An 18,647-nucleotide genomic window follows, 5' to 3' on the forward strand; every position below is an offset into this window, starting at 1 on the left:
CGACCGGTGCATGGGCGGTCAATCCATCACACTGAAACGAAAGGGACGAGATGCTGCGCAAGCTTTATGACTGGACGATGGGGCTTGCCGCCCACCGGCACGCCATGCCGGCCCTGTTTGGGGTCAGTTTCATCGAAAGCTCAGTCTTTCCGATTCCGCCCGATGTGCTGATGATCCCGATGGTGCTCGCGCGGAAGGCGCGGGCTTTCCTTATCGCGGCGATAGCGACGCTCGGATCTGTGCTGGGCGCGCTTCTGGGATACTGGATCGGCGCGGCCCTGATGGACACGCTCGGGCAATGGGTTCTTACCGTCTATGGCAAGGAGGAATCCTACCACCAGCTTGCCGTCCGCTTTGCCGAATATGGCGGATGGGCAGTGCTGTTCGCCGCGTTGACGCCATTTCCCTTCAAGGTCATCACCATCTTTTCAGGCGCCGTCGGTTTCTCCCTGCCTCTATTCGTACTGACCGCGATCGTCGGGCGCGCGGGGCGGTTCTTTGTCGTCGCGGCGCTTTTGTGGCGCTTCGGCCCGCCCATCCGCGACTTTATCGAGCGGCGGTTGGGACTGGTTTTCACTGTCTTCATGATCTGCCTCGTCGGAGGCTTTATCGCGCTGAGGTATCTATGAACGCAACCAGACTGGCCCTTCTCGCAGGTGCCGGATCGGCAGCGCTGCTGCTCGCGGCACTTGGATTCCAGGCGGCGGGTTATGCACCTTGCGAGTTGTGCATCCTGCAGCGCTGGCCGCATCTGGCCGCAGTGATCGTTGCGGGTCTGATCTGGCTGACGGGACGGGTCCGGGTGCTGGCGGTGCTGGGGATGGTCGCAGCGGGGGTTGCGATGGGGCTGGCCATCTATCATAGCGGCGTCGAGATGGCGTGGTGGGCCGGCCCCGCACATTGCTCGGGCGGGGTCAGTGATCTTGCAAGACTGTCTACGCAGGATCTGATGACCAGGCTTCAGGACGCCCCGGTGGTGCGCTGTGACGAGGTAGCATGGCGGTTTCTCGGCTTGTCCATGGCCAGCTGGAACGCGGTGTTTTCGGCCTGTCTCGCCGTGATTTGGGGGATGGCGGCGGGGCGCTCGCGCTGAGCCCCCCCGAAAACGCGCCGGTCCGCATCGCCGGCAACCCGTTTCAGTGCATCACCATGACCGCATCAGGCAGCATGGCCGTCGGCATAGCCAAGACCCGCCTCGGCTCCAGTTTCACTGGCGACGGCGCGCGGCTTGTATCCGCCGGATCGATCGACCTTGAAATAGCTGATCACCTCGGCAAGTTCGGTCGCATTGTCGGCAAGCTGACGGCTGGTGGCGGCGAACTCCTCGGCCGAAGCGGCGTTCTTCTGGATCACGGTGTCCAGTTCGCCGATCGCCTGATTGATTTGCTCCGCGCCGATATTCTGCTCGCGCGTTGCGGCACTGATCTCCTGCACCAGGTCTGCAGTGCGCTGGATGTTTGGCACCAGGGTTTCCAGCATGCGCCCGGCCTCGCCCGAGACATCGACGGTTTGCTTTGAAAGTTCGCTGATCTCCGCCGCGGCGGTCTGGCTGCGCTCGGCCAGCTTGCGCACTTCCGATGCAACCACGGCAAAGCCCTTGCCATGCGTGCCCGCGCGCGCCGCCTCGACGGCCGCATTCAGAGCAAGAAGATCGGTCTGGCGGGCGATTTCCTGGATGATGTTGATCTTTTCGGCGATCGTCTTCATGGCCGCGACCGCACGTCCCACTGCTTCGCCGCTTTTCCTGGCCTCATCAGCCGACAGGAGGGCGGTTTTCTCGGTCTGCCCCGCATTATCGGCCGAACGGTTGATATTGGCGCTCATCTCCTCGATCGAGGCCGAGGCTTCTTCGGCGGCAGCGGCCTGGCTGTTCGCCCCCTCGCTGAGAGCATTGGATGCCTCGCTCATCTGCGAAGCGCCTGCGGCAACCTGCTCTGCATTGCGATTCGCGTTGACGATCACATCGCGCAATCGGGCCACCATGTCACGCAGGGCGCTTCCAAGGCGGTCATCCTTTGAACGAGGCTCGATCTCGACAGTCAGATCACCCTTGGCGATCTGCTCGGCGGCCGAACTCATCCCGCGCAAATCCATGACCATCCGGCCCATGGCGTCGAGAAGCGTGCCCACCTCGTCGCACGAAGATGATTGCGGCGCGACAGCCAGATTGCCGCGGGCAACCGCTTCGGCGACAGAGACCGACTCGTTCAGGCCACGGCTGATCGGGATGCTGAGCGCCAGACCGACAATGATCGAAGTGACCACCAGAACAGCCGATCCCACGAGAATGGTCGTCGCTGCGCGTTCTCTGGCCATCTCCTTGGCACCTGCCCGCTCACCCAGCAGACTTTCCTCTTCCGAGACAAGATCGTGGTGGATGGCGCGGATTTCGGCCAACAGCGGCTTTCCGACACCCGCAGCTTCCAGCGCCCGGGCTTCATCCTGCGTTACGGGATCCTTCATCAGGGTGATTTGCCGGTCGCTGACCTCGGTTCGCCATTTTTCCTCAAGTGCCCCCAGCTTTTTCAGACGCTCTTGCTGCACCGGGTTATCCGATGTCAGTTCGGACAATTCGCGCAGCTGTTCCTGAAAGATGTTCCTGTTTTCTTCCACACGGTCAAGAAAGCTTTCCTCGGCCGAAACCATATACCCGCGCATCCCGGCCTCCTGATTGAGAATGGCCGCAATCATTTCCCCACCTTCGTCGATGACCTCGTAGGTATGGACCGTCCAGCGATCCTGTTCGGCCAGCGATCTAAGGCTGTTGAATGTCACGTAAGAGATCGTGACCGAGATCGCGACCAGTAAAGCAAAGGCGAGGCCAAGCTTTCGGCCTATGGAAAGGTTATTCAGCGACATGTGTCCACTCCGTATGCGGGCAGGCTGAAGGCAACGCAACACGCGGCCCTACTTCCTTGATCTGCAAATCGATAGACCCGCGCGCTTAACGGCCCGTGAATAAATACAATCCGAGCTATTTTGCGGCCCACACCCTGCCCGGGCCGGACAGGCGCGCATATCGGCAACGAAGCGACGAAAATCAGTCAATCTGCCCTGCCAAGATTGCCCCCACCCGCCGTGTCGGCTATATGACATTTCAACAAGATGTTGAGGAATTCACGTGGCCGATACCCCAGAAGACGATCTGCCGGAAACACCGGAAGCAGGCGACGAAAACGGCTCCGCCCCACGCCAGGTCATGGTGCATGACGGTCCGGTGATCGACATTTCGTCCGAGATGCGGACATCCTATCTCGACTATGCGATGTCGGTGATCGTCAGCCGGGCGATCCCCGATCTGCGCGACGGGTTGAAGCCGGTTCACCGCCGTATCCTCTACGCGATGAACGAGACCGGGAACACCCATGACAAGCCCTATCGCAAATCGGCCCGGCCGATCGGCGACGTGATGGGGAAATACCACCCGCATGGCGACAGCGCGATCTATGACGCGCTGGTGCGGATGGCGCAGGATTTCTCGATGTCGCTGCCGCTGCTGGACGGACAAGGCAATTTCGGCTCGATGGATGGCGATCCCCCGGCGGCGATGCGTTACACCGAAGTGCGCATGGACAAGCCCGCCAATTACCTGCTGATGGATATCGACAAGGACACGGTCGATTTCCAGGACAATTACGACGGCAAGGATCGCGAGCCCACGGTTCTGCCCGCCCGTTTCCCGAATATGCTGGTCAATGGCGCGGGCGGTATCGCCGTTGGCATGGCAACCAATATTCCGCCACATAACCTGGGCGAGATCGTGGATGCAACGCTGGCACTGATCGAGAATCCCGACCTGCCGACCGAACGTATCCTCGAAATCGTTCCCGGCCCGGATTTCCCCACCGGCGGGCTGATCCTTGGACGTTCGGGGGCGCGCAAGGCCTATCTGGAGGGGCGTGGCAGCGTCATTATCCGCGCCAGGACGCATATCGAGGAACCGCGCAAGGATCGTTACGCCATCGTGCTGGACGAAATCCCCTATCAGGTGAACAAGGCCAACCTGATCGAGCGGATCGCCGAACTGGCCAAGGAAAAGCGAATCGAGGGGATTTCCAACGTCCAGGACGAATCCGACCGTTCCGGCGTGCGCGTGGTGATCGAGTTGAAGCGTGACGCGACCCCCGACGTGGTGCTGAACCAGCTGTTCCGCTTCACCCCCATGCAGACCCATTTCGGCTGCAACATGCTGGCCCTGAACGGCGGTCGTCCCGAGCAGTTGACCCTGCGCGATTTCCTGACCTATTTCATTGCCTTCCGCGAGGAAGTTGTCGCCCGGCGGACGGCCTATGAGCTGCGCAAGGCGCGCGAGCGCAGCCATATCCTTTGCGGGCTTGCCGTGGCAGTCAGCAATGTCGACGAGGTGGTGGCGACCATCCGCTCCTCGGCCGATGCGGCAGAGGCACGCGCGCGGCTGATGGAACGGCGCTGGCCTGCCCATGACATCGCCGAATATCTGCGGCTGATCGACGATCCGCTGCATCCGATCAACGAGGACGGGACCTATAACCTGTCGGAAACGCAGGCCCGCGCCATCCTGGACCTGCGGTTGCAGCGCCTGACGCAGATCGGCGTGAAGGAAGTCACCGACGAGTTGCAGGAACTGGCCGATGCGATCCGGGAATACCTGGCGATCCTTGCCTCGCGCGAACGGATCCTCGGGATCATCAGCGACGAATTGCGCGAGGTGAAAGACCTCTTCGCCGTGCCGCGCCGGACCGAGATCACCGAATGGTCCGGCGACATGCTGGACGAGGACCTGATCGAGCGCGAGGACATGGTCGTCACCATCACCTCGGGCGGCTATATCAAGCGCACCGCGCTGGCCGAGTTCCGGGCGCAACGCCGCGGAGGCAAGGGCCTGTCGGGAATGGCAACCAAGGAAGACGACGTGGTGACCACGCTGTTCGTCGCCAATACCCACACGGAACTGTTGTTCTTTACCACGGACGGCATGGTCTATCGGCTCAAGACCTGGCGCCTGCCGCTTGGCGGGCGGACCGCCAAGGGAAAGGCGATCGTCAATATCCTGCCCATAGATCCGGGCGTTTCCATCGCCGCGCTGATGCCTGTGAACGCGCCGGAAAGCGAATGGGACAGGTATCAGGTTATCTTTGCAACTTCGCAGGGGGATGTGCGCCGCAACGCCCTGTCAGATTTCGCCAATGTCCGCTCGAACGGCAAGATCGCGATGAAACTGCCCGAAGGCGTCAGCCTCGTGGCCGCGCGCATGGCAACCGAAGAGGACGACGTGATGATGGTCACCGCCGGAGGCCGGGCGATCCGCTTTCCCACCACGGCGGTGCGGGTCTTCAAGGGCCGCGATTCGACTGGAGTGCGTGGAATCAGGCTGGCAAAGGGTGACAGCGTCGTCAGCATGTCGGTGATCCGGCATTTCGAGGCCGATCCGGCCGAACGCGCCGCCTATCTCAAGATGCGCCGCGCCGTGGCCGGTGCGCTGGACGACGGGGCCGAGGCCGATGAGGACGAGGATGCCGTCGAGGAAGGCAGCATCACGCAGGAACGCTATGCCGAGATGTCGGCGGCCGAGGACCTGATCCTGACGATCACCGCCAAAGGCGCGGGCAAGATCAGTTCTTCGCATGACTACCCGGTGCGCGGCCGTGGCGGTCAGGGCGTCATGGCGATGGACAAGGCAATGCGCGGCGGGCCGCTGGTCGCCAGTTTCCCGGTAGAATCGGATGACCAGATCATGCTGGCGACCTCGACCGGCCAGTCGATCCGGGTGCCGGTGGAGGGGATCAGCTTCCGTTCGCGCTCGGCCGGCGGGGTGCGGGTATTCAACACCGCGAATGGCGAGGTTGTGGTCTCCGTGGCCCGCGTCGCCGAACAAAACGATGCCGAGGACGGAGAAAGCGGCGAAGACGGTAATAAAGTGGAAGAATAATGATCCGGTGGCCCTGCACTGCCGTGCAGGGTCTTGCCGGTATTGAACGGGGAACGAGGTGGATCAGTCAAGCGAAACGGTATTGCGGGAAAGACTCCAGACGGGTTTTCTGGGGATCATCGCCTTCGGTCTAATCCTGTTCATGCTGGTGCAGGCACGCTTTATCCTGATTTCGCTCGCCATCGCGATCATCCTGTTCTCGCTGACGACCGATGCGATCTTCGCCATCTGCTCGCGACTGAAAGTGCCCAACTGGCTGGGGACGATCCTTGCATTGATCGGCATCGCCTTGGGGTTGCTATGGGTCTCGACCACGGTGGTGGCACAGGTGAACCAGGTCGTCCTGACTGCCGTCGCTTATGCCGAGCAGGCGCAGGCTGCCCTGCCCACCCTGACCCAATGGCTGGGCCCCGACATGCAGGAGCGGCTGATGACCGCGATCTCGAATTTCAACCTCACCGGCTGGATTCGTTCGCTGGCCGGGCAGGCCTCGGGGGTGCTGTCGGGCAGTGTCCTGGTGATCCTGTTCGTGGGCTTCATGTTCGCCGAGCAGGTCTGGTTTCCCAGCAAGATCGAACGCCTGACAGGCGATCCCGTCCGGGCAGTACAGGTGCGCCGGATCATTTCCTCGATCATGCACCGGGTGAACCGCTACCTGGTCGTCAAGACGGCGGTCAGCACCGTGACGGCGGTGGCGGTCTGGCTGATCTTCACGCTGGCGGAACTGAGCCTTGCCGGCCCCATCGCATTGCTGACCTTCGTGCTTAATTTCATCCCCTCGGTCGGTTCGATCATTGCCACGGCCATCGCCGCCGTTCTGGCTTTCGTTCTCAGCGGCGATACGACACTGACATTGATCATCGGCGCCTCGTGCACATTGGTGCAATTTGCCATCGGCAACGTGCTGGATCCCATGCTGCTGGGCCAGACGCTGCGGCTGTCAAGCTTCGGCATCATTCTCAGCCTGGCCTTCTGGGGCGCAATCTGGGGAATACCCGGGATGTTCCTGGCCGTGCCGATCATGGTCGCATTGATGATCGTCTGTGCGCATATCCCTTGGCTGCGCCCGGTCGCGGTGCTGTTGTCGCGCGAGGGACTGCCCGATGACGGCAGCAGCGATGACGACAAGGCGGTTCCCCCGACACTCGCCGCCTGACCGCGACCCCGCGCATTTCAATAGCGGAAGATATGTTCCGCCAAATCCTATAGCGCGATGGCCGAGATCAGCCGACCGTAATCCACCTGCCCTTCATGCGTGGCACGGCGGTAGCTGAAGAAACGCTCGGGGTCGGAATAGGTGCAATGTCCCGACCATTCCGCCTCGACATCCAATGCACGCAGGCGCGATAATCCAAAGGATGGCAGGTCGAACATCGGACGGCCATTCGGCCCGCCACTGAAGAACCTTGCATGATCCGGATCTTCGGCAAGGAAATCCTCCATGAAATCCTCGCCTACCTCATAGGCGCGCTGGCTGATCGTCGGCCCGATCACCGCCCGGATTTCCTGTGCCCCAAGTGATCGCATCGCCTCGACAGTCGCCTCGATGATACCGCCCAAAGCGCCACGCCATCCCGCATGGCAGGCACCGATGATTCCCGCAGCGGGATCGGCCAGTAGAATGGGCTGGCAATCGGCGGTCAGGACCGCAAGCGCCACGTCGCTCCGTTTCGTGACCAACCCATCGGCCTTGATCTCGGCTGTTTGCCGCAGGTCATCGCCTTCCATCAGCGTGACCACATCCGCAGAGTGCACCTGCCTGACGGTAGCCAATCCATCCGCCGGCACGGCCATCGCCTCGGCGACCCGCGCTCGGTTCAGCGTAACCATATCGCTTTGATCGCTGCTGCCGCGCCCACAATTCAGCCCCGCGAACAGACCCGAGGAGGCCCCGCCCTTTCGGGTGAAAAATCCGTGCCTGACATTTGCAAGCAGCGGACTGGTCAGGATCTCAAGCGTCGTCTGCATGATGCCTCAGCGGGTCAAATCCGGGCACCGGCGGCGCCCCTTTCGGCCAGATGGCCATCGCTTTGAACAGGTGACCCATTTCCCCCGCATCGGTCAAGCGCCGAAGCGCAACCATCGCGCCTCCGTCGCCCGCATCCGCCAGCCGCCGCGCCCGTGCCCCGGCACCAAGCGACAACAGCCAATCGCCCTGATGGACCGGTCTCGATACTTCTGCCCCTGCCCGGATCGCCGCCGCCGCCAAGGGCGCGAAATCGACATGCGCGGTCAGATCGGCCTCTCCGGGATTGGCCAGCGGATCCTCGAACCTATGCGCCCGCAGCGCCTGGAACGTGTCGCCAAAACCGTTCCAGCCACCGTAATCGACGATGATCGCCGCCCCACCATGCGCCGCGATCCGCCCTGCTATCACCCCGATGACGGCGACCGCAGCGGGGCAATCCTCTACGATATCGCCGATCCGCCCCTCTCGCGGCAGATCGACCGGCGGGGCGAGTCCCATGCGCAGCCCGCCTTCGCCCAACCCGATGATTCGCTCTGCCCAGCCCTGTTCGACCCGCTGGAATTGTCGGATCGGCAGCGCATCCAGAAATTCATTTGCCATCAGGAACAATGGACTATCAGGCAGTTCCTCTATTCCATCAATATGCCGGATATTGCCCAGCTTCTCGCGCTGCAGGCCGCGCAGGTGATCTGATGCTTCGATCAACGTTACATCGGCGGCCTCGACCATTCCGGGCACGGCCCGGATGGTCCGCAGCATATCCGCCATCAGCGTGCCCCGCCCCGGCCCCGGTTCGGCCAATGTGAAAGGCGCGGGACGGCCCTGATCCATCCAGGCCTGCGCCAGGGCGAGACCACACAATTCTCCGAAAATCTGCGAGATCTCCGGCGCGGTGGTGAAATCTCCGGCCTGTCCGAAAGGATCGCGGGTGGCGTAATAACCATAACGGGGATGGAGCAGGCAAAGCTCCATGTAATCGGCCAGAGTGATCGGTCCGGTGGCCCGGATGCGCTGTGCGATGATCTCGGCCAGCGGGGTCATGCGCCAGCGGCGACCGGGGCACGACGCCATGCGCGAAGGATGAAGAACAGCCCGATCAACAGCATCGGCAGGGAAAGAACCTGCCCCATGGTCAGCCCGATCACCGGCCCGCCGACGACATGGCCAAGCGGGTTCTCGGGCGTGATGAACTGCGCGTCGGCGACCCGGAACAGTTCCACGAATATGCGGGCAAGCCCGTAGCCGGAAAGGAAAATCCCGAATGCGAGCCCCGGACGGCGCAACCCACCTGCCCACACCACCGCCCAAAGAACCAGCCCCAGAAGCAGCCCTTCCAGTCCCGCCTCGTAAAGCTGGCTGGGATGGCGGGCGCACAGCCCCTCGATTCCGGGGCAGGACTGCGCGGCCTCTCCGGGGAAGATCACCCCCCAGGGCAGATCGGTCGGGCGCCCCCACAGTTCGGCATTGATGAAATTGGCGATGCGGCCGAAAAACAGCCCGATGGGCGCGACGACCGCCATCGCATCGGCCAGGCGAAGCGGAGGTATCCCCCGCGCCCGGCAATACAGCCATGACGCCACGATGACCCCGGCAAAACCGCCGTGAAAGCTCATCCCGCCCTGCCAGACCTTTACGATCTCGGCGGGATTGGCGAGGTAATAGCCCGGCTCGTAGAACAGCACGAAGCCCAACCGCCCGCCAAGGATCACACCAAGGATCACCCAGGTCAGCAGATCATCGACGGCCTCGCCCTGCATAGGCGCCTTGTCGCCCCAGATGGAATCGCCCCGCATCATCCGAACCATGATCCGCCAGCCGATCAGCAGCCCGGCCAGATAGGCCAGCGCATACCAGCGCAGGCTCAGGGGAAACCCGCCGATATGGATGGTAAAAATCTCGGGCGATATATCGGGAAAGGGGATCATGCTGCCTCTGGGCCGGTTTCGGGCGCACGCTAGCGCCGCGCCCGGCAGTGTCAATATTGAACCCCGGCGCGGTGGGGCCCATATATGGGGCAAGCAAAGCAAGGGATCAGGCTAAATGACCGCGCAGAACAAGTTTTTCGACGATGTCTCGCAATTGATGACAAATGCGATGGGTGTGGCGCAAGGCGCCAAGACCGAGGCAGAAACGGCGATGAAAGGCTGGATCGACCGCTGGCTGGCCGATCGCGACTTCGTGACCCGCGAGGAATTCGACGCCGTGCGTGACATGGCCATCAAGGCCCGCACCGAGAATGCCGAACTGAAGGCAAGGCTGGACGCGCTGGAGGCCGGGCGTCAGGGCGACTGAACCCGGTCCTTCAGGCTGCCCTCCCGGGTATAAAGCAGTATCTCTCCGCCATCCGTGACAACCACGATCCAGTCGCGGGCAAAGGTGACGGCCTCGGCTGTCGCGCCTTCGGGCAGGGTTATGCCGTCGGGCAGTTCCGGCAGCATCGGCTGGCCAAGCCGGGTCCAGAGCAGCACGACGATCGCCACCATACCCAGCCCCATCACCAGCGTCAGCCCGGTGACCAGCGTTTTCAGGAAGCGCAGTTCGGGAACCGCTTTCGCTGCCTCTTTCCAGTCGCTATCATCATCGCTCATGTCGAACCTTGTCATCACCATCCCGGCCAATCCGCCTGAACGGCTTGATAAGGCCCTTGCGCTGGCAGTGCCAGAGGAAGCGGCGCTGTCGCGGTCCCGGCTTGCCCGGCTGATCGCCGATGGCGCCGTCAGCGGACCGGACGGGGTGGCGCGGGACGGCAAGGCGAAAGTGGCCGAGGGGCAGGAATACCATATCATCCTGCCCGAGCCGGAACCGGTCGAGACCCGGCCCGAAGCGATCCCGCTGAACATCGCCCACGAGGATGACGACCTGATCGTGATCGACAAGCCCGCCGGGATGGTCGTGCATCCCGCGCCGGGATCGCCCTCGGGCACGCTGGTCAACGCGCTGCTGGCGCATTGCGGCGAGACGCTCTCGGGGATCGGGGGCGAACGGCGCCCCGGCATCGTGCACCGGATCGACAAGGATACCTCGGGCCTGCTGGTCGTGGCGAAATCCGACCGCGCCCATCACGGGCTGGCGGCGCAGTTCGAGGCGCATAGCGCGCAGCGCCGCTACCTGGCGCTGGCGCATGGGGTGATCGATGCCGCCGATCCGCGGCTGCGCGGAACCCCCGGTGTCAGCTTCGAGGATGGCGGCGTGCTGAAGATCACCTCGCGCCTGACCCGCCATGCCATCGACCGGCAAAGGCAGGCGGTCTATTTCGACAGGGGCCGCCATGCGGTGACACGGGCGCGAATGCTGGAAAGCTTTGGCCGTCCTCCATCCGCCATGCTGGTCGAATGCCGGCTGGAGACCGGGCGCACCCACCAGATCCGCGTTCACATGGCCCATGCGGGACTGGGCCTGATCGGCGATCCGGTTTATGGCGGGGCGCGGCGGGCATCCGTCAGGGCGCTTGGCGAGGCAGCCAATGCGGCAACCGCGTTCCCCCGGCAGGCGCTGCATGCCGCGTATCTGGGGTTTGAACATCCGGTCAGCGGTGCTATGATGGGGTTCGACAGTCCGATCCCCGCCGATATGCAGACCCTGCTGGACATGCTGCGGATCGCGAAGACTTGACATGAACGTGAGCCGTTCCCACGTTACCATTCCGCAAAATCCAGCCAGAATGATTTCAAGCTTCAAGCTGCCCCGCAAAGGGCAATCGCAGCCGCCTCGCCCATCACGGAACCGTGACAGCCTTGCCTGCGTTATTTTTATCTCTGCGAAAGGCCACCGATATGGCTAATTATGGTAATCTTCCCGCCCCCAGTCCCGAACAGGGCCTGAACCGTTATCTTCAGGAGATCCGCAAGTTCCCCCTGTTGGAACCCGAAGAGGAATACATGCTGGCCAAGGCATGGGCCGATCACGAGGATTCCGAGGCCGCGCACAAGCTGGTGACCAGCCATCTACGGCTCGCCGCCAAGATCGCCATGGGCTATCGCGGCTATGGGCTGCCCCAGGCCGAGGTGATCTCCGAGGCCAATGTCGGGTTGATGCAGGCCGTCAAGCGTTTCGATCCCGAAAAGGGCTTCCGGCTGGCCACCTATGCGATGTGGTGGATCCGCGCCTCGATCCAGGAATATATCCTGCGCTCATGGTCGCTGGTGAAGATGGGCACGACCAGCGCGCAGAAAAAGCTGTTTTTCAACCTGCGCAAGGCCAAATCGCGGATTGGCGCATTGGAAGAGGGCGATTTGCGCCCCGATCACGTCGCCCAGATCGCCAATGACCTGAACGTGACGGAACAGGAAGTGACCGAGATGAACCGGCGCCTGTCGGGGGGCGATGCCTCGCTGAATGCGACGGTCGGCTCGGCCGATGGGGATTCGACGGCGCAATGGCAGGACTGGCTCGAGGACGAGGACGCCAACCAGGCAGAGGCCTATGCCGAAACCGAGGAACTGGACACCCGCCGCCAGATGCTGATCGAGGCGATGGACGTGCTGAACGACCGCGAAAAGGACATCCTGATGGAACGCCGCCTGCGCGACGACCCGATGACGCTGGAAGATTTGTCCAGCCGCTATGACGTCTCGCGCGAGCGGATTCGCCAGATCGAGGTCCGCGCTTTTGAAAAGCTGCAGGACCGGATGCGGATCCTGGCCCGTGAAAAGGGTATGCGGGTGCCGGAAACGGCAGACTGACAGCCAAAGCATCAACGGCGGGATAATTATCCCGAAACAAAAGTGATTGCGGCCGGGGCTTTCCCCCGGCCGTCACGATACGCAGATACCTTATGCGCTCCTACCCCTCCGGAAAGAATGCAAAGCGGATTACGAACAGCGCTGCCACGATCCATGTCGCCGCATGGACTTCGCGCGCACGCCCCGTCAACAGCTTCAGCAGCGCGTAGCTGACAAAGCCAAAAGCCAGCCCATTGGCGATGGAATAGGTGAAAGGCATGGCGATCGCGGTCAGCACGGCGGGCGCGGCTTCGGTCACGTCGTCGAAATCGACCTCGCGCAATTCCCGCACCATCAGCGCCGCCACGTAAATGAGCGCCGGGGCGGTGGCATAGGCAGGCACCGCGCCCGCCAGCGGCGCAAAGAACATCGCCAGTAGGAACAGCGCTGCCACGACCAGTGCCGTCAGCCCGGTCCTGCCGCCCGCCTGCACGCCCGAGGCGCTTTCGACGTAAGCGGTTGTCGATGAGGTTCCCAGCATCGAACCCGCCAGGATCGCCGATGAATCCGCCATCAGGGCACGGCCAAGATTCTTGTTCTTATGCGTCGGCCCCTCGGTCAGAAGCCCCGCCCGCTTGGCAACACCGATCAGCGTGCCGGTGGCGTCGAACACTTCGACCAGCACCATGACCAGGATCACGTGGAAGATGCCAAAGCTCAGCGCGCCCAGCAGGTCGAGCTGCAGGAAGGTTGGCGCGATAGAGGGCGGCGCGGACATCACCCCGCCGAACTCGGTCACCCCCAGCAGCATCGCGGCCACGGTAATCACCAGGATGCCGATCAGGATCGAACCCGGCACCTTGAGCGCGTCCAGCGCCGCGATGATGAAGAAGCCGGCAATCGTCAGTAGCGTCCCGGTCGAGGTCAGGTCGCCAAGCGTGACGAAAGTCGCATCGCTGGCCACGATCAGCCCCGAGGATTTCATCGCGATGATGGCCAGGAACAGCCCGATACCGGCGGCGATCGCGCTGCGCATCGAGGCCGGGATACCCGAGATCAGCCAGCGCCGGATCCCCGTCACCGACAGGATCAGAAAGATCACCCCGCTGACGAACACCGCGCCAAGCGCCTGCTGCCAACTGAAGCCCATCGCTCCAACCACGGTAAAGGCGAAAAACGCGTTCAATCCCATCCCCGGCGCCATGCCAATGGGCCAGTTCGCCCACAACCCCATGATCGCCGAGCCGAGCGCCGCTGCCAGGCAGGTCGCCACGAAAACCGCGTCCCGGTCCATGCCGGTCGAGGACAGGATGTCCGGATTGACGAAAATGATATAGGCCATCGTCAGGAACGTGGTCACGCCCGCGATCACCTCGGTCCTGATACTGCTGCCATGTTCTGCCAGCTTGAAGTAACGTTCCATGAATTTTCCCTCCGCGCGGCCGGCAAGGCCGCCTTGCCGCAGCTTATTGTTGCCGTGATCGATCCTACAATCAGCGCGAAACCGGAAGTCTTTCAATGACGAATTGAAACCGCGGGCGATCTTTGTCGATTCATTGATACAGAATTTCACTCTTGCTGGCTTGCCGGGCAGTGCTTTGCACTGTTTGCTATGGGCTGATCAGCCAATCGGAGGACGGCCAAGATGCGTTACAGCCGCGATATGCGAGGATATGGCGAAAACCCCCCGGATCCGCGATGGCCCGGAGGTGCAAGAATCGCCATCCAGATCGTCGTGAATTACGAGGAAGGCGGCGAGAACAGCATCGAGCATGGCGACGCCGCCTCGGAAGGGTTCCTGTCGGAGATCCCCGGCGCCCAGCCCTGGCCCGGCCAGCGGCACTGGAACATGGAAACCATCTATGATTACGGCGCCCGCGCCGGGTTCTGGCGCCTGCACCGTATCCTGAAAGATATCCCCGTCACCGTCTACGGCGTCGCGACCGCCCTGCAGCGCAGCCCTGAACAGACCCGCGCCATGATAGATGCCGGATGGGAAATGGCCACCCACGGCTATAAATGGATCGAATACAAGGATGTCCCGCGCGAGGCCGAGGCCCAGCATATCGCCGAGGCCGTCCGCATCCATACCGAGGTCACCGGCAGCCGTCCCTTGGGATTCTATCAGGGCCGCGCCTCGATGAACACGGTGGCGCTTGGCTGCGAAGAGGGCGGGTTCGAGTATCTCGCCGATACCTATGCAGACGAGTTGCCCTTCTGGCATGTCCATGACGGCAAGCCACAACTCATGGTGCCCTATACGCTGGACGCCAATGACATGCGTTTCGCCAATGGCGGCTTTACCAATGGCGAGGAATTCTTCCTCTATCTGCGCGACGCCTTTGACAACCTGTATCGCGAAGGTGTCGAAGGCGCGCCCAAGATGCTGTCCATCGGCCTGCATTGTCGGCTGGCCGGACGCCCCGGGCGGGCCGAGGCCGTACGCCGTTTCATCGAATATGCCCGTGCGCATGAGGGCGTGTGGTTCGCGACCCGCCTCGATATCGCGCGCCACTGGAAGCAGATGCACCCTTATCAGGACCGCAGCCGCCCCTCGCAGATGGGCCGCGACGCCTTCGTCAAGGCATTCGGCGGCATTTACGAGCACTCCTCCTTCATCGCCGAACGTGTCTGGGATGGAGAAATGGGAGCAACCCATGACAGTGCGGCGGGTCTTGCCGCCCGGATGGCTCAGGTCTTCCGCGCCGCCAGCGACGACGAACGGCTTGGCGTGCTGACCGCCCACCCCGACCTCGCGGGCAAGCTGGCCGCCGCCAGGCGCCTGACCGCCGAGAGCACCGCCGAACAGGCCAGCGCCGGATTGGATGCGCTGACCGACGCCGAGCGGGCCGAGTTCACCCGGTTGAACGACGCCTACACGGCCAAACATGGTTTTCCCTTCATCATCGCCGTGCGCGATCATGACAAGGCGGGCATCCTCGCCGCCATGCGGGCGCGCGTGGAGAACGACACCCCGGCCGAGCGCGAAGAGGCCGAGGCCCAGGTCATGCGCATCGCGGAACTTCGCCTCAAGGAGGCCCTGAAATGAACGACCATCCCCCCAAAGGTGCCCCGACTGGCGATCCCGCCCCCGTGCCCCGTGCAGCTCCGACCGGCTCTTATGCCGGCCCCGTCGCGGGCCTGCCGCCGCAGACCGGGCTGACGACAGATACCGCGGTCCTGACCGATGCCTATGCGATCATTCCGCGGACGGTGATGCGCGATATCGTCACCAGCTATCTGCCCGGATGGGAAGGAATGCGGATGTGGGTACTTGCCCGCCCGCTTTCCGGCTTTGCCGAGACCTTCAGCCAATATGTCGTGGAACTGGCTGAAGGTGGTGGCAGCGACCATCCCGACGACGACCCCGAGATCCAGCATGCGATCTTTGTCACCGGCGGCAGCTTGCGCATCACCATCGACGGCACCGCTCATGACCTGACGCCGGGCGGCTTCGCTTATGTGCCGCCGGGAACGGCTTGGTCGCTGCGCAATATCACCACCGGCGAGACCGGGTTCCACTGGTGGCGCAAGCGCTGGCAGCCTGTCCATGGCCTCAACTATCCCGACCCGATCATCGCGCAGGAGCAGGATATCGCCCCTTCGCCAATGCCCGATACCGATGGAGCCTGGGCGACCACCCGCTTCATGGATCCGGCCGATCTGCGCCATGACATGCATATCACCGTGGTCACGTTCAAACCCGGCGGCTCGATTCCCTTCGCCGAGACCCATGTGATGGAACACGGGCTCTTCGTGCTGGAGGGCAAGGCTGTCTATCGCCTTAACCGCGATTGGGTCGAGGTCGGTCCCGGCGATTTCATGTGGCTGCGCGCCTTCTGCCCGCAGGCCTGTTATGCAGGCGGGCCGGGACGGTTCCGCTATCTACTCTACAAGGATGTGAACCGCCACGCGACGCTGTGGCCGAACCGCTGAACGGTTCCGCTTTGCCGGCAACGCTTCTGCCCCCTGTGGGTCCCGGGCCGGATGCACTCTTGAAGATCTCTGCATATTCGCGGTCACGCGCATTGTGCAGAGGTCTTTCTTGCAACCAAACCCCTTAAAAGGTTCATGCCTTCCTGCCGCTGCGCTCTACCCGGAAGCAAGGGCCGAAGGTTCGTCGGGCCGCGCCCGGCTCTGTGCGAACAGATGGCGCAGACGTCGAAAACATGATCTTTCTCGGATTGTTTGCCTTACAGCATCAGCGGTGTCCGGTCCCCCGCCGCAAAGCGGCGCAGCACCGCAGGGTATAGACGGTGCTCTTGCTCCAGCACCCGCGCCGCCAGCGCCTGTGGCGTATCCCCCGGCAGCACCGGCACCCGCACCTGCCCGAGGATCGGCCCCGAGTCCAGTTCGGGCGTGACTTCGTGCACAGTCGCCCCGGCTTCGGCATCACCCGCGGCGATCGCCCGGGCATGGGTATCAAGTCCCTGGTATTTCGGCAAAAGCGAAGGATGGATATTCAGCATCCGCCCCGAGAACCTGGACACGAATTCCGGCGTCAGGATACGCATGAACCCCGCCAGGCAGATAATGTCGGGCTTTGCCGCCAGTAACGGTCTTAACAGTGCGGCCTCGAATCCCGCCCGGTCACGCGGAAAGTCGCGGTGATCCACGGCGGCGGTGGCAATTCCCCTGGCCTCCGCCTTTTCCAATCCCGCCGCATGCGGATCGTTCGACGCCACCAGAACCGGGCGCGCCGGATGATCCCCGATCATATCCTCGACCAGCCGCAGCATGTTCGAACCACCACCCGAGATCAGGATGGCAACGCGTTTCATGCAAGCGCTCCGCTATAGGCAACTCCTTCACCTGAAATGGTTTTCCCGATACGGAAAACCCGCTCGCCCGCGTTATCCAGAAGCTCGGACAGCGCATCCGCGCGGTCCTCGGCCACGGCGAGGATCATTCCGATCCCGCTGTTGAAGGTTTTCAGCATTTCGGCCTGATCGATTCCACCCGCCTCGGCCAGCCAGTTGAAAACAGGGGGCAAATTCCACGCGGTCAGATCGATTTCGGCCGCCATCCCCTTGGGCAGGACCCGTGGCAGGTTCTCGGTGATGCCGCCGCCGGTGATATGGGCCAGGGCATGCACGCCCCCTGCCCTGATCGCCGCCAGCGCCGGACGCACGTAAACTCTGGTCGGTGTCAACAGCGCCTCTCCCAAGGACATATCGGCGAAGGGTGCGGCATCGTTCCAGCCCAACCCGGCCCGTTCTGCCACCTTGCGCACCAGCGAATAGCCGTTGGAATGAACCCCGTCCGAGCCCAGCCCCAGCAACACGTCGCCCTCGGCCACATTCGCGGGCAGCGCCGTGCCGCGCTGCATTGCGCCGACCGCGAAACCGGCCAGGTCGAAATCGCCGTCATGATACATGCCGGGCATTTCGGCCGTCTCGCCGCCGATCAGCGCGCAGCCCGCTTCCTTGCAACCTCGGGCGATGCTTTCGACAACCCTTGCGCCCTCATCGACCGACAGCTTACCGGTCGCGAAATAATCCAGGAAGAACAGCGGCTCAGCCCCCTGGCACACAAGGTCATTGACACACATCGCCACCAGGTCCTGCCCGATGCCGTCCAGATGCCCGGTATCGATGGCAATCCGCAGCTTGGTGCCGACCCCATCGGTCGCGGCAACCAGCACCGGATCGTCATATCCTGCCGCCTTGGGGTCGAACAGCGCCCCGAAGCCGCCAAGCGCGTCCATAACACCGGATCGGGAGGTCGAAGCCGCCGCAGGCTTTATCCGCTCCACCAGCGCATTCCCCGCGTCGATATCGACGCCTGCGTCACGATAGCTGATCCCGTTCTTCGTCATGGCAACCCTCGGCTGAATATAGCGCCCCGGATAGCCCAAGGCGGGCATGGGAGCAACGAGAATGCTTGACCAATTCCCTGGCTGCGACTAGGCAGATGCCGCTGCAGGGGCCTGTAGCTCAATTGGTTAGAGCAGGGCGCTCATAACGCCTTGGTTGGGGGTTCGAGTCCCTCCGGGCCTACCAGCAGACATTACTGTTATTTATCATCATGTCATTACGCGAAAGTGCCTCAACCGGACTAGCGTTGGGGAGTACCTTGACTCACCAGCCCGCTATGGCAAACGGCAGAA

General features: G+C 62.8%; 17 protein-coding genes and 1 tRNA gene. 10 read left to right on the forward strand and 8 right to left on the reverse strand.

Features of this window, described 5'->3' with window-relative positions:
* The first annotated feature begins 50 nt into the window (after positions 1-50).
* Both C9E81_RS02640 and C9E81_RS02645 read left to right on the forward strand, forming a co-directional pair.
* Positions 51-629: a YqaA family protein gene (locus C9E81_RS02640; protein WP_122110749.1), complete on the forward strand. Its 579-nt coding sequence runs from the start codon at positions 51-53 to the stop codon at positions 627-629.
* A complete protein-coding gene (locus C9E81_RS02645) occupies positions 626-1,093 on the forward strand; it encodes a disulfide bond formation protein B (protein ID WP_122110750.1) in 468 nt (155 codons plus the stop codon). The genes C9E81_RS02640 and C9E81_RS02645 overlap by 4 nt, the downstream gene beginning before the upstream one ends.
* A 65-nt stretch (positions 1,094-1,158) precedes the next feature.
* Here the strand turns inward: C9E81_RS02645 and C9E81_RS02650 are convergent, their stop codons facing one another.
* Positions 1,159-2,859 carry a methyl-accepting chemotaxis protein gene (locus tag C9E81_RS02650; protein ID WP_122110751.1) on the reverse strand — a complete coding sequence of 567 codons (1,701 nt, stop codon included), beginning with the start codon at positions 2,857-2,859 and terminating at the stop codon, positions 1,159-1,161.
* A 340-nt stretch (positions 2,860-3,199) separates the two neighbouring features.
* Here C9E81_RS02650 and gyrA point away from each other — a divergent pair, with 340 nt between their 5' ends.
* Together gyrA and C9E81_RS02660 are read left to right on the forward strand one after the other, a co-directional pair.
* Entirely contained in the window at positions 3,200-5,908 is a 2,709-nt protein-coding gene (gyrA, locus tag C9E81_RS02655) for a DNA gyrase subunit A (protein ID WP_122111133.1), read from the forward strand.
* Between the two features lie 58 nt (positions 5,909-5,966).
* Positions 5,967-7,064, forward strand: a complete 1,098-nt coding sequence (locus C9E81_RS02660; RefSeq protein ID WP_243698466.1) for an AI-2E family transporter — start codon at positions 5,967-5,969, stop codon at positions 7,062-7,064.
* A gap of 47 nt (positions 7,065-7,111) precedes the next feature.
* On the opposite strand, the gene pgeF is transcribed toward C9E81_RS02660, so the two are convergent.
* From pgeF to lgt, 3 genes are read right to left on the reverse strand one after another with little or no spacing between them, the layout of a single operon-like run.
* Positions 7,112-7,876 (reverse strand): peptidoglycan editing factor PgeF, encoded by a 765-nt coding sequence (gene pgeF, locus C9E81_RS02665; RefSeq protein ID WP_122110752.1) that lies wholly within the window; start codon positions 7,874-7,876, stop codon positions 7,112-7,114.
* Positions 7,860-8,918, reverse strand: coding sequence for a class I SAM-dependent methyltransferase (locus C9E81_RS02670; protein ID WP_122110753.1), 1,059 nt, complete (start codon positions 8,916-8,918; stop codon positions 7,860-7,862). The genes pgeF and C9E81_RS02670 overlap by 17 nt, the downstream gene beginning before the upstream one ends.
* Positions 8,915-9,802, reverse strand: coding sequence for a prolipoprotein diacylglyceryl transferase (lgt, locus tag C9E81_RS02675; RefSeq protein ID WP_122110754.1), 888 nt, complete (start codon positions 9,800-9,802; stop codon positions 8,915-8,917). Before lgt ends, C9E81_RS02670 begins: the two co-directional genes overlap by 4 nt.
* A gap of 115 nt (positions 9,803-9,917) precedes the next feature.
* On the opposite strand from lgt, the gene C9E81_RS02680 reads away from it, so the two are divergent.
* Positions 9,918-10,169, forward strand: coding sequence for an accessory factor UbiK family protein (locus C9E81_RS02680; protein ID WP_122110755.1), 252 nt, complete (start codon positions 9,918-9,920; stop codon positions 10,167-10,169).
* On the opposite strand, the gene C9E81_RS02685 is transcribed toward C9E81_RS02680, so the two are convergent.
* Entirely contained in the window at positions 10,157-10,465 is a 309-nt protein-coding gene (locus C9E81_RS02685) for a DUF6476 family protein (protein ID WP_122110756.1), read from the reverse strand. The two genes, C9E81_RS02680 and C9E81_RS02685, sit on opposite strands and share 13 nt — an antisense overlap.
* Between C9E81_RS02685 and C9E81_RS02690 the strand changes: the two genes are divergently transcribed.
* Both C9E81_RS02690 and rpoH read left to right on the forward strand, forming a co-directional pair.
* Positions 10,464-11,489, forward strand: coding sequence for an RluA family pseudouridine synthase (locus C9E81_RS02690; protein ID WP_122110757.1), 1,026 nt, complete (start codon positions 10,464-10,466; stop codon positions 11,487-11,489). The two genes, C9E81_RS02685 and C9E81_RS02690, sit on opposite strands and share 2 nt — an antisense overlap.
* 161 nt (positions 11,490-11,650) lie before the next feature.
* Complete coding sequence (gene rpoH, locus C9E81_RS02695) at positions 11,651-12,559, forward strand: RNA polymerase sigma factor RpoH (protein WP_122110758.1); 909 nt, start codon at positions 11,651-11,653, stop codon at positions 12,557-12,559.
* Positions 12,560-12,659: 100 nt separating this feature from the next.
* On the opposite strand, the gene C9E81_RS02700 is transcribed toward rpoH, so the two are convergent.
* Positions 12,660-13,961 carry an NCS2 family permease gene (locus tag C9E81_RS02700; protein WP_122111135.1) on the reverse strand — a complete coding sequence of 434 codons (1,302 nt, stop codon included), beginning with the start codon at positions 13,959-13,961 and terminating at the stop codon, positions 12,660-12,662.
* A gap of 222 nt (positions 13,962-14,183) precedes the next feature.
* On the opposite strand from C9E81_RS02700, the gene puuE reads away from it, so the two are divergent.
* Positions 14,184-15,587: an allantoinase PuuE gene (puuE, locus tag C9E81_RS02705; protein WP_122110759.1), complete on the forward strand. Its 1,404-nt coding sequence runs from the start codon at positions 14,184-14,186 to the stop codon at positions 15,585-15,587.
* Positions 15,584-16,474, forward strand: coding sequence for a bifunctional allantoicase/(S)-ureidoglycine aminohydrolase (locus C9E81_RS02710; RefSeq protein WP_122110760.1), 891 nt, complete (start codon positions 15,584-15,586; stop codon positions 16,472-16,474). The genes puuE and C9E81_RS02710 overlap by 4 nt, the downstream gene beginning before the upstream one ends.
* Positions 16,475-16,731: 257 nt before the next feature.
* Here C9E81_RS02710 and purN read toward each other — a convergent pair whose 3' ends face one another.
* Positions 16,732-17,319, reverse strand: a complete 588-nt coding sequence (purN, locus tag C9E81_RS02715) for a phosphoribosylglycinamide formyltransferase (protein WP_122110761.1) — start codon at positions 17,317-17,319, stop codon at positions 16,732-16,734.
* Positions 17,316-18,356, reverse strand: coding sequence for a phosphoribosylformylglycinamidine cyclo-ligase (gene purM / locus C9E81_RS02720; protein ID WP_122111136.1), 1,041 nt, complete (start codon positions 18,354-18,356; stop codon positions 17,316-17,318). The genes purN and purM overlap by 4 nt, the downstream gene beginning before the upstream one ends.
* 107 nt (positions 18,357-18,463) lie before the next feature.
* Here purM and C9E81_RS02725 point away from each other — a divergent pair.
* A tRNA-Ile gene (locus C9E81_RS02725) sits at positions 18,464-18,540 on the forward strand.
* Positions 18,541-18,647 lie beyond the last annotated feature (107 nt).

Origin of the sequence: Paracoccus alkanivorans, from assembly GCF_003697785.1 — a bacterium.
Classification (GTDB): Bacteria; Pseudomonadota; Alphaproteobacteria; order Rhodobacterales; family Rhodobacteraceae; genus Paracoccus; species Paracoccus alkanivorans.